At 41.6% G+C, this 11,703-nt stretch carries 13 protein-coding genes; 12 read left to right on the top strand and 1 reads right to left on the bottom strand.

All coding sequences use genetic code 11. The annotated features are described in order from the left end of the window. Positions 1 to 178: 178 nt before the first annotated feature. Positions 179 to 508, bottom strand: a complete 330-nt coding sequence (locus KAH81_07290; protein ID MCK5833457.1) for a hypothetical protein — start codon at positions 506 to 508, stop codon at positions 179 to 181. Positions 509 to 764: 256 nt separating this feature from the next. Between KAH81_07290 and KAH81_07285 the strand changes: the two genes are divergently transcribed. From KAH81_07285 to KAH81_07230, 12 genes are all read left to right on the top strand, one after another. Next, positions 765 to 1,382 carry a MotA/TolQ/ExbB proton channel family protein gene (locus KAH81_07285; GenBank protein ID MCK5833456.1) on the top strand — a complete coding sequence of 206 codons (618 nt, stop codon included), beginning with the start codon at positions 765 to 767 and terminating at the stop codon, positions 1,380 to 1,382. An 11-nt stretch (positions 1,383 to 1,393) separates the two neighbouring features. After that, positions 1,394 to 1,816 carry a biopolymer transporter ExbD gene (locus KAH81_07280; protein ID MCK5833455.1) on the top strand — a complete coding sequence of 141 codons (423 nt, stop codon included), beginning with the start codon at positions 1,394 to 1,396 and terminating at the stop codon, positions 1,814 to 1,816. A 73-nt stretch (positions 1,817 to 1,889) separates the two neighbouring features. After that, positions 1,890 to 2,303, top strand: a complete 414-nt coding sequence (locus KAH81_07275; GenBank protein MCK5833454.1) for a biopolymer transporter ExbD — start codon at positions 1,890 to 1,892, stop codon at positions 2,301 to 2,303. 3 nt (positions 2,304 to 2,306) lie between these two features. After that, positions 2,307 to 2,927, top strand: coding sequence for an energy transducer TonB (locus KAH81_07270; GenBank protein ID MCK5833453.1), 621 nt, complete (start codon positions 2,307 to 2,309; stop codon positions 2,925 to 2,927). 162 nt (positions 2,928 to 3,089) lie between these two features. Further along, complete coding sequence (locus tag KAH81_07265; GenBank protein ID MCK5833452.1) at positions 3,090 to 4,406, top strand: TolC family protein; 1,317 nt, start codon at positions 3,090 to 3,092, stop codon at positions 4,404 to 4,406. A gap of 16 nt (positions 4,407 to 4,422) precedes the next feature. Then, the gene (locus KAH81_07260; protein MCK5833451.1) at positions 4,423 to 5,709 is read left to right on the top strand and encodes an efflux RND transporter periplasmic adaptor subunit; all 1,287 of its coding nucleotides are present in this window, start codon (positions 4,423 to 4,425) and stop codon (positions 5,707 to 5,709) included. Next, entirely contained in the window at positions 5,702 to 6,385 is a 684-nt protein-coding gene (locus KAH81_07255; GenBank protein MCK5833450.1) for an ABC transporter ATP-binding protein, read from the top strand. The genes KAH81_07260 and KAH81_07255 overlap by 8 nt, the downstream gene beginning before the upstream one ends. Before the next feature lie 65 nt (positions 6,386 to 6,450). Continuing rightward, positions 6,451 to 7,602 carry an ABC transporter permease gene (locus KAH81_07250; protein MCK5833449.1) on the top strand — a complete coding sequence of 384 codons (1,152 nt, stop codon included), beginning with the start codon at positions 6,451 to 6,453 and terminating at the stop codon, positions 7,600 to 7,602. Beyond that, the gene (locus tag KAH81_07245) at positions 7,602 to 8,870 is read left to right on the top strand and encodes an ABC transporter permease (GenBank protein MCK5833448.1); all 1,269 of its coding nucleotides are present in this window, start codon (positions 7,602 to 7,604) and stop codon (positions 8,868 to 8,870) included. The genes KAH81_07250 and KAH81_07245 overlap by 1 nt, the downstream gene beginning before the upstream one ends. A gap of 31 nt (positions 8,871 to 8,901) precedes the next feature. Then, complete coding sequence (locus KAH81_07240; GenBank protein MCK5833447.1) at positions 8,902 to 9,066, top strand: hypothetical protein; 165 nt, start codon at positions 8,902 to 8,904, stop codon at positions 9,064 to 9,066. A gap of 346 nt (positions 9,067 to 9,412) precedes the next feature. Then, positions 9,413 to 9,700, top strand: a complete 288-nt coding sequence (locus KAH81_07235; GenBank protein ID MCK5833446.1) for a hypothetical protein — start codon at positions 9,413 to 9,415, stop codon at positions 9,698 to 9,700. A gap of 12 nt (positions 9,701 to 9,712) precedes the next feature. Next, positions 9,713 to 11,155 carry a DUF4041 domain-containing protein gene (locus KAH81_07230; GenBank protein ID MCK5833445.1) on the top strand — a complete coding sequence of 481 codons (1,443 nt, stop codon included), beginning with the start codon at positions 9,713 to 9,715 and terminating at the stop codon, positions 11,153 to 11,155. Positions 11,156 to 11,703 lie beyond the last annotated feature (548 nt).

Genomic DNA, 11,703 nt, shown 5'->3' with positions numbered 1-11,703 from the left:
CGGTATTTATGAAATAGGCTTTCTTTTAGGAAAGTAAAAAAGGTGGCTTTGTAGGCTACCTTTTTTTATAGTAAAAATTAAAACTTCGCTTTTTATTCCATGGATTACATCTTATAATCTTATAAATTCGCTTAAAGAAAAGGCAACCGAATTGCTGCAGTGTTATTTCGCATTTAGCTTAGTTCTTGGTATAGGCCTTTGGACGGACTATTATATAGACTAACCACACTATCCACCAGAACTGAAATATAATTCCTAATATCATTAGAATAGTGAATAGACCTGCGTTTTCTATTCCACGATTATTTGCGTCTTTGGTTAGCCATATTGTAGCCCAAATAGATAGGGCGAATGAAGCAGCACAAGCGAAAAATGATACGAACAATATGCAACAACCAAAACATCCAGCAATTTCATCACCGCAGGATGACGCTCCGCAAGATTGAGCCAGAAGAGGAAAAGCTGTTAAGACAAGAATAAATAAAATTAAAAGAAACCGTTTTTTCATATTACTTCCTAGATACTAAAATTATAGTATCAAATATAGTAATATCAATACTTATTAAGAATAGCAAATGTTGCGATGCTTTAATTTATGACGATAAAGTTTTAAAAGGAGCCTGTTCAATCCGCAACAAGTTTGGAAACCCGATAAAATTTTGTGGTTTTTTTATTTGACTTAAGCATTCGCCCTGTTTATATTCCTAAATCAAAATCGATAAATATTAACACTCTGATAACGAGTTCAGAAAGGAGCATAGCCGATGGTTGAATACTTTAATAAGGGCGGATTTCTCATGTATCCCCTTCTGGGGCTTTTCATCATTGGAATCGCTTTTACCATCGTCAAACTCTGGCTCCTGATGCGTGCCAGCATTAACAGTAAAAGATTCTACAACAACATTACAAAGACACTCGAAACCAGTGGTATTAAAAAAAGCATAGCTTTGTGTGAAAAGACACGCGGCCCAATGTCAGCTTTATTTCATGCCGGTTTAGAAAGAGCTGATAGAGGTCTTAATTATGTTGAAAGAGCCATTGAGAACGAAGCTGCTGTTCAATTAGGATACCTTGAAAGAGGTATGATTTGGCTTTCCACAATCATAAGCGTTGCTCCTATGCTGGGCTTTTTGGGAACAGTCCAAGGCATGATCGTTGCCTTCGATACTATCGCCAAATCGAATGATATAGTTCCCTCTGAGGTCGCTGGGGGTATTTCGACAGCTCTATTAACGACCTTCTCAGGTTTGGCTATTGCAATTCCGATGCAGATATTCTTCAACTTCTTCGTTAATAAAGTTGATAGAATGGTCGTCGATATGGAAGACTATTCCAATAAACTAGTCGAATTCCTTATCGATAATAATCTTATTGCACAATAGGGGCTTTTTAAATGAAGCTTAAAAAGCACGCTAGGGCAGGGGCCGAAATACCGACAGCTAGTTTGGCGGATATTGTTTTTCTGCTTCTTATTTTCTTTCTCGTGACTACCAGCATGAACCCCGCGAAGGGGGTGGGCTTAACCTTACCCCCTCCTGGAGAACAGGTTGAGGTATTCAAAAAGAACGTTCTTAATGTTTTTGTAAACCAAGAAGGAGCAATTCTTGTTGGTGGCGAAGAAACCGAGCTTCAGGATGTTAGGGTTAAAGTTGAGCAGTTGAGAAAAGAGTATAAAAGGGAAAAGGGGGAAGACGAAGAGATTATCGTTAGTCTTCTTGCTCATCCAGATGCTGAATACAGAAACATGATAGATGTTCTCGACGAAATAAAAATTGCTGGAGCAAAAAAAATATCGATTGCGGCCCCACGTTTTTAATCCAAAATGGATTATTGCTGCGAAAATCTATATAATTTATATGGGAATATAGGAATTCCCTTTGGAGGCTAAATTGGCAGTTGGATTTAAACAAAAATCTAAACTTTCGAGCGAGATACCTAGCTCTTCTATAGCAGATATCGTTTTCTTGCTTTTAATCTTTTTTATGACGGTTACCGTCTTTAAGGAGTATCAAGGCCTAAAAGTCCAGCTTCCGACTGCAAAAGCAACACAGAAAATTGAAGCAAAGAGAGAAATAAGCTATATCTGGGTAGATCGCGAAAACCGTCTTAATATTGACGATATGATAATCTCCATGGGCGAGGTTCGGCCAATAATGAGAGACAAGATGTTCCAGAATCCCGCTCTTATTGTCTCAATTCGCGCTGATGAGAAATCTAAATATGGAAATGTTGCTATATTGATGGAAGAACTCAAAGAGGCGAATGCATTGAGAATTAACTTCGCAACCCTTTCGGAAGGTTAAGACATGAGATATAGGGATCCAAAAGCCGATTTGCCATCTCAATGGGGTCTTAATCTCAGAAAAGGCGTTATTATTGCCCTGGCTGCTATTCTATTAGTTGCTCTTACATTTATTACATCAGAAATTCGCACAATGAAAGGGCCAGAATATCAACAAGTTATTCAGATAGAAGAAATAGAACAGACCAAACAACAGATAAAGAAGGAAGAACCTCCGAAACCCAAAATCGCTGAAGTCATTGCTAGCGAAGAAGAAATCCTAGATACTGTTACTATAGGAGAAACTGACTTGAATATAGATACATTTATTCCTCCCCCTCCGGTGGAGGACGAGATTGTCGACTTTTTTGCTTTGGAAGCACCTCCTAAACCGGTCAAAGAGGTTAAACCCGAGTATCCTCAGTTAGCCGAAAAGGCGCAAGTTGAGGGTGTTGTTCTTGTGCAGGTAGTTATTGGGCTTGATGGTAAGGTCGAATATGCAGAAGTTATCCAAGCGCGGCCCGAGGGTTTCTTTGAAGAAGCTGCTTTAAAAGCAGCACGGCAATGGGTATTTACTCCAGCTAAACAACGCGATAAACCGGTCAAGGTCAGATATCAGATACCGCTAAGGTTTGAATTAAAATAAGCTAGGCATGATATTCAATAAAAAAAACCTCTAAAGAGGTTTTTTTTATTGAATATGCGCTGAAATCGCGTGTATAATATAAGAATAATGACCTTGACTTTTAATAATTAAGCTATAATATTTAGTTATGACCATATGGTCATAATACAGTGGAGGAATGTAATGAAGCAATGGATATTTTTAATTATTCTTCTAATAGGGAGTTTAGTATTCGCCCAAGAAAAGGTGATTGCTCCCACGTCTTATAAATCAAAAATGACTCTCGATCAATGTATTGAACACGCGCTCGAATACAATAATAGTATATCTTTAAGACGCGAAAGCCTAATTAGATCGCGTCTATCGCATTTAAATGACCTATCGGAATTCATGCCAAACGTTTCAGCTAGATTTTCATGGTCTAGAAGCGAGCAAGAGGGGTTTTCCTATTCGGAAAGCGGCTTAATAATCAGCAAAGATCACTACAGCGCAGGATTGTCAGCCAATCAAACGCTTTTCTCTGGTGGAAGGAACATACTTGCCGCAAAATCTTCGGCTTTTTCAAGAGATATATGTAGCATGGATTTGTGGGATAACGAAGCTAGTCTTATTTTTAATGTTAAAAATGCATTTTTCTCGGTGGTTAGTGCGAAGCGATCATCGGAGAACGCGGAAAAGGCCCTCGAAAGAATCGGCGACCAAATGAACCTTGTGAACGAACGCGATAAATTGGGATTGGCCGATCCAACCGAGGTTACACAGATAAAAGTTAGCTACGCCCAAAACCAACTTGCCCATATTCAAGCAAAAAATGCTCTTGAAAAGGCTATAGAATCGATAGCGATTTTACTCGCATATCCATTGGACAGTGAGGTGGAGCTTATAGACGAAGAGTTACAAATGGTACAACCAAAACCGCTAGATCAACTTATAGCTATCGCCTTGGATTATAATCCTCAGATTAAACAAGGCGAAATTGCCTTAAAACAAGCGAAATTATCAAAAGCATCGAGTTGGTCTTATTATGTTCCAGGTGTAAATGCCTCATACTCATATAATTGGAGTGGTTCGGAAATGTCCGAAGATCTACCGCAGTTCGATGATGAAGCTACTTGGAACTTTGGTGTGTCTGCAAATTGGACTATCTTTTCGGGAACTTCTAGAATTACGAATATAAAAACTTCAAATAGCTTACTTAGGGATTCTGAAACAAACCTGGCGATTGCAAAGCGTTCTGTCGAGGCCTCGGTTAGGGATGCCTATAGGCAAACGCAGGAAGCGAGTGCGCGAATAACCCTCGCTGGTGCCAGGCTCGATGATACAAGCCTCAACCAAGAATTATTCAACGAAAAATATAAGCTAGGAGATTGCACTCTTCTTGAATTACTACAAGCGGAGCTATCTCTTCAGGAGGCCGAAACAGAAGCTATTAGCGCAAAATACGATTATAATATGGCGGTTGCAGAACTTGTTAGATTAACCGGCGATATCGAAAATTGAAAATAGAGGAGGGGCTGTGAAAAAGGCCTTTATAATAATAATTGTTCTAGTAGTTTTGATTGCTATTGTTGCATTTATTGGGATTGCAATTAAAAAACGCTCCAGTACCGGGATCGAAGTCCAAACCGAAATGGCAATTCGAAGAAATATTGCTCAAGTTGTGACAGCTTTCGGCCGATTGAGTCCAGAAGTCGAAATCGATATTTCGACCAAGGTTATCGGAGAAATCAAGAAAATCTATGTCGATGAAGGCGATACTGTAATTATGGGCGACACTTTGGTTAGATTGGAGCGAAATAGATATATTGCATCGTTTAATTCGGCAAAAGCTTCATTGAGTAGTGCGCGCGCGCAGGTCGAAAGGGTTCAGGTTAATCTTAATCAATCCAAAGAAACCCTACGGAAAACTAGATCGATGTCCGATAAAGGGCTTGTGTCCGAGGATGCTTTAGCGAGAGCGGAAACTCAGGTTAAACTCTTGGAGGCGGAACTCGGATCGACGCGGGATGGAGTCGAACGAGCGAAGGCCATGCTCGACGAGGCCCAGGATAATCTCGATCAGACTATAGTATTAGCGCCGGTATCCGGTGTCGTAGTCGAGCTTTATGCCGAAGCCGGCGAAAATGTTATTACCGGGACTACAAATGTTCCGGGCAGTTCGATAATGACAATCGCGCAGCTCGACGCAATGGAGGCGGTTGTTAGCGTTGATGAGGCCGACGTCGTCGATCTTGAAATTGGTCAAACGGCCAGAGTCGAAGTCGATGCTTTCCCGGATACCTTCCTCACGGGTGTTGTTGCCAAAATAGCCAACAGGGCGAATTTACAGAACATTGGCGGACAGGAAACGGTAGCGAATTTCGTGGTTAAAGTAGCAGTCGAAAACGGACTCGATAAAATCCGTCCGGGGATGAGTTGTTCCGCAGAGATTGAAGTCGCGAGGGCCGATAGCGTTATCGCTGTGCCTATTCAGGCCGTTGTCGCGGCAAGAGAAATCCAATCAGATGACTCAAAAGGGATTAACAATGATAGAACCAAGGCCGAATCGGATCAAAAAGGAATGGGTGAATTTAATAAAAGTAGAGAAGCAGTTTTCGTTGTGGAAAAGGGCGTCGCGAAGCAGAAGATAGTCAAAACAGCTATAGCGGACGATAGATATATCGAGATCACAGAGGGGCTCGAAGGTGACGAAAAAGTAGTTATTGGTCGGTATAAAGCCCTCAGAGAATTAAAAGATGGCGATAAAGTTCGTGAGATCGGTGGAGAAAAAGGAAAAGGCAGTTGGAATGTCAAGTTTGATTGAGCTTCAGGGAGTAAAAAAGGTCTATAACATGGGCAAAACACAAGTTCATGCCCTTCGCGGAGTCGATCTAAAGATCGATCAATCGGAATATGTGGCTGTAATGGGGCCATCTGGAAGCGGAAAATCTACGATTCTTAACATCCTCGGGATGCTGGACCTTCCATCGGAGGGAAAATATTTGATTGGCGGAACGGATGTCACCGAATTCAGCGACTCGCAACTCGCGAATATGCGGAATAAGAGAGTAGGATTTATATTTCAGACATTTAATCTGCTATCCCGAACTTCGGCGCTCGGGAATGTCGAATTACCTTTAGTATATTCCGGCGTTCAACGAAAAGAAAGACACAAGAGGGCGAGGCACGCCCTTGATATGGTTGGATTGGGCGATAGAATGTCGCATAAACCAAACGAACTATCGGGCGGACAAAGACAGAGAGTAGCCATTGCCAGAGCGCTCGTGACCGCGCCGGATATTATTTTGGCGGACGAGCCTACGGGAAACCTAGATAGCAAAACAGGCGAGGATATAATGGTCCTTCTCGATAAACTCTACGAGAAAGGCAACACAATAATACTGGTTACTCATGAGTCATTTATTGCAGAACACGCAAACAGAACTGTGCAAATTCTAGATGGTCTAATAGCCTCGGATACCAATAAGCACAAGGCATAATGTATTTAATTATCGAAAGCCTCAGAGCAGCCATGATTTCTCTTAGAGGGAGATTACTTCGAACAATGCTAACTATGCTTAGCATTGCAGTCGGCGTCGGGACGATAATTGCTATTGTTTCGATCATGGCAGGTCTTGACGGCATGGTTACTCGTGAGTTTTCGCGTATGGGTACGCGTGTATTATATATCAGTAAAAACCAATGGGGGGGGGAACACCATTGGCGAGCCCCTAGGATTGGCGAGAAAGAGATAGATGCACTTCATCGCGTGGATTTGGCGGAATATATCGTTCCAACAAGAGAGACGTGGGGAGGGCTCTCGCGAGGTGGCAAGGAAGCATCCGGGCTTCAAATCGTTGGGACGACTCAAGATTATCATTTAGTTAGGAAAATTCCTCTCGGAAAAGGGAGGTTTTTCACTGCCCTCGAAGCCGAGAGGGGCCGTCATGTTTGCGTTCTAGGCGCGGAGGTTTATAAGAATTTATTCGAGGAGGGCGAAGAACCAGTCAACGAATATGTCGATATTGAAAACCTACCGTTCAGGGTTGTCGGGGTAATTGAAAAGCAAGGCAATATGATGACGAATATGAGCGGGTTGGCGTCGGATAATAAAGTTTTCATTCCACTGGCTGCTTCAGATAGGATGTTCGGCAGATGGTGGGGTGTCGAGATTATGGTCAGTGCTCCCTCCGACGAACTCGTCGAAGAAACCGAAGATGAATGCCGGATGATGCTTCGAGCTGCCCGAGGGATTCGCCCGGGCGAAGACGATAATTTTGGAATCAATAAACAAGATTATCTGTTAAATCAATTTAGAAAAACGACGAGAATTTTGTGGGCAATATTAGTAGGAATTGCCGCCCTATCGCTGCTTGTCGGCGGCGTAGGCATTATGAACATTATGCTCATTTCTGTGACGGAAAGAACTCGGGAGATCGGCATCCGAAAAGCTCTCGGTGCGAAACGCTCATACATTTTAATGCAATTCTTACTCGAAGCTCTGCTGGTTTGTTGGCTTGGGGGGATTATCGGCGCGTTGGTTGGTATAATATTTGCCGGTATCATATCATTGATTTCGCCGCTGGTATTTGTTGTATCTGGATTTGCCGCTGGTTTGGGATTCGCGTTCACGAGCGCAACCGGTGTGTTCTTCGGTATTTATCCTGCAATTAAAGCCGCGCGTAAACCGCCGGTGGAAGCGCTGAGGTTTGGTTGATGAGTTTTCTTAGCTCAATAGGAATCGCGTTTAGAGGGATTAACCACAATAGGTTGCGAGGTTTTCTCTCGATACTAGGTGTTGTTATAGGCGTGGTAGCCGTAATCGGAATGAGTTCCCTTGCGGCGAGCATGAAAAATGCTCTTTCTTCTCAGGCATCTCAGATGGGCGCAAACACTTTTACTGTCGAAAGAATGAACCAAATCGAGATGGCGATGAATTGGTCTTCCGGCAATAGGCAAGCCCTTTTCGATCTGTGGAAACGCCCGCGCCTCGATATGGATTATATTGATGAATTGAGGAATAATCCTTCGATACGATCGGTCGCACCGGTTGCGAATTTCGATCAATATTTTCGGCACGGCAAAAGTAAATCGGAAGAGGAATATGATATTATCTCGACTAATGAGGACTTCTTGCAGGGCGGAATTTACGAATTAGAGGAGGGGCGTTTCCTCACTCCAGACGATATTCTTCGGCGGCGTTATGTTTGTGTTATCGGTCAGGAAATTGCACGGGAATTCTTCGAGGGCTCCGATCCAATAGGTAAGGATCTTCGTGTAGGGCCATTGCCATGCAAGGTTGTCGGAGTGCTTAAAGAAGTTGGGGCGGCACTCGGTGCCAATCCCGATAGGATAGCCATTATTCCGATAACTGCGGCAATCAAGCAATGGCGATGGCTCGAATGGAGGATGACAATCAATATCGAGGCATATCCCGATATGATGGGCAATGCCGAGGACGAAGCCATCACAACAATGCGAAGACTTCGCGCTTTAAAGCCCGAACAGAACAACAACTTCTCGATTATAACTTCCGAGATGATGGAGGAGCTTTTTGGTAAAATTACCGGAGCGGCAGCCTTCGTGGTTATTCTGATTGCAGCCGTGAGCCTTATTGTGGCGGGAATCGGAATCATGAATGTCATGTTCGTAGCTGTTCAGGAGAGAACCCGCGAGATTGGCATCAGGAAGTCATGCGGCGCGTCGGCAAAACAGATTCTAATTCAATTCGCTATCGAGGCGATATTTCTCTCTTCAATCGGCGGTGTTATCGGTATGGGTATTATTGCCGGATTCGCCGCTTTGACCGGCACAATAATGATCCCGGGTGAAGATGGCCAGAAAATCCCCCTGGATATAATAGTCCCGCCCTCTTTGATCGTAATGGGGTTGGTCTTCTCCTTTTTTGTAGGCGTCGTTTTTGGGATAATTCCCGCCTATCGAGCGAGCAAACTCAAAGTTGTCGATGCCCTTAGATACGAATAATCCATAATATTCTATATTAAAAGGCGTGGTATTGGGCGGAGAATTTGCGAAGGTTATTTTCCTTGACCCGCCGGGCGGCGACGACACGAAATCGAACGTGCCGATCGTCGTCGCCGGAAGCCTGTATCTCGCCGGTGAAGCGCTTCGCGAACTGGGTTTCTTCCCGTGCGAAAACATAGGCAATGCCCACGAATAAAACCGTCCAACCGGATTACGAATTTTTTTCATTATTATCATTTTTCTATTGTGCATTTTCAAATGGCATGTTATATTGAAAATAGATTATAAAATGCTTGACCGGAAACCGAAATACGCCGCACGCACCGACCCCTGTCATTCCCGACTCCGATCTGGAATCCAGAGTAGGGGCAGGTCTGAGACCTGCCCGTTTTACAAAAACAACCCGGGTTTGCCATCGGCAAACCCATACAACACCCAAACAACAATTACCGAAACCGTACCGACGCAAGGCGTCAGGGAAGACGCGCACCATGCGGGGGTGTGGTGCGAGAAAATTAAACATAAATTATTTGGAGGTTAATTTGGGAACAGGAACAAAATTAGTTAACCTAGCAATTCGAGAAATGAAAAGAGCTGCAAAAGAACAAGAAAGAAAAGAGCGAGAACGAATTAGACGATTAAAGCAACTTGAACGTGAGAGAATTAGGCAAGAAAAGGAAGAACTTAAATTACAAAAACAATTTGAAAAAGAACAACTTAGAGCTAACAAAGAAAAACTAAAAAAAGACCTTGAAAACGAAAAAAAAGATTTTGAAATTCGAGTTAATGAAAGACGAAACATTCGCTTAGAATTCTTAAATAGAATGTAAACGGAGGAAATAATGGAATTAACAACTTCAACAATTATATTCTTAGCTCTATCAATTGTATTTTTTGTTTTTACAATTTACTTATTCATCCAATTAAAATTAAAGAAAAAAGAGGGTAAAACTTTAACCAAAGAGTTATCAAACTTATCAAATGATATTAAGGAAAAAAGAACAATCCTGTCTGAAATTACAGATAAGTTAGAAAAACAAAATAAAGAGTTGAATCATCTTTTAGATCTTGAGAAGAATGAGGAATTATTAAAAGAAAATGTTGAAGAATCAATGAAGAAACTTAAAAAACTTTCTGAAGAAATTGAATTGTTAAAGACTTCAAAATCAGAATTATCAGACAATCTTTTAAGCTTAAAAGATGACGTATCAATTTTTCAACCTGTTCTGGATTTAATAAATGTCGGATTTGTAGATGAGCCTGAATATTTATTTGAAACAAGTGAAAGATTCAAAGAAGAAATTAAGATAATTCGAGAAAATCAAAAAGCATTAATTACTGATAAAAATGCAATCTATATCCCGGAGACAATAGCTTTAACATCCAATAATACTTATACAAATAGAATACTAAATGCTCAATCACAATTAATGTTGAAAGCTTTTAATGTTGAGTGTGATGATTTAATGTCAAAAGTGAGAACGAGTAATTATGCAAAAATTCTTGAAAGAATTGATAAATTAGCTGCCACTATTGAAAAATTATCAATTTCATTAAAATGCGGTTTCAAGAAAGAATATGTTGAACTAAAATTTAAAGAATGTGAATTACAATATCAATATAAATTGAAAGATGCGCACGAAAAAGAAGAGCAGGCAATAATTAAAGAACAAATGCGAGAAGAACAAAAAGCAATTCGAGAGTTTGAAAGAGCTTTAGCTAAAGCTCAAAAAGAAGAAAAACTGTATAAGGATGCTCTTGAAGAAGCTAGAAAAGAGCTTGAAATTTCAAGTGACAAAGATAAGGAAAAACTCATCGAAAAAGTTGCTCTTCTAGAGAAAAAGTTACAAGAAGCCGAAGAAAACGAAAAACGAGCAAAAAGCATGGCAGAACAAACTAAAAGAGGTCACGTTTATATAATCAGTAATATTGGCTCTTTTGGAGAGGATGTCTATAAAATCGGTTTAACAAGACGATTAGAGCCATTAGATAGAGTAAAAGAATTAGGTGGAGCAAGTGTTCCGTTTGCGTTTGATGTTCACGCAATGATTTATAGTGAGGATGCTCCCGCTTTGGAGACAAAACTTCATAGAGAATTTTCTCGTTATAGAGTGAATCAAGTCAAATTGAGAAAAGAGTTTTTCCATGTAAATTTGCTTGATATAAAAGAAAAAGCAATAGAGATTACTGGAAATGAATTAGATTTCAAGGTTACTGCACTTGCAGAAGATTATTACGAATCTTTAAAATTGCTAAGTTCATTATCTGAAACAAATGCAACGTAGGGATCGTCTGTGGGGTTTCCTGCGATCACATGTGACGCCCCTACGGTTTTAAAAATAAAATTTAAAAAAAGGAGGAACAATGATTGGATTTAGGGTTGGTCACGGGCAGTGAAATGGGAAATCGGAGTGCCGGGAGATGTGATCGACTTCCCGGAGAACGCAATCGGAGTGCCGGAGGGCACGGTCGATTTGTCGGAAAGTGCAATCGAACTCCCGGAGGGCACGGTCGATTAGCCGGAAAGTGCAACCGGAGTCCCGGAGGACGCAGTCGGAGTTCTGGAAATCGAAATCGACTTCCCGGAGAGTGTAATCGACCTTCCGGAAACTACACCCGACTTTCCGGAACCCCTGGGGGATAAGGGTTTGAGCAATTTCATCAAAAAATAAGGAGTAAATTATGGCATATCAAAACACGCGTGAACCATACGATCTCAGCGACGGGAATTATGGCGAGTATTGTGTCAAATTGAAGGATTTTTTGGCGGGGGAAAATTCGTTGCCGCACCGCCCGACGCATATGGTTGCGGAGCAGATTATCCGTGCGGACG

The organism is bacterium (assembly GCA_023145965.1).
Classification (GTDB): Bacteria; UBP14; UBA6098; order UBA6098; family UBA6098; genus UBA6098.
This window is presented reverse-complemented; position numbering and strand designations above follow the sequence as displayed.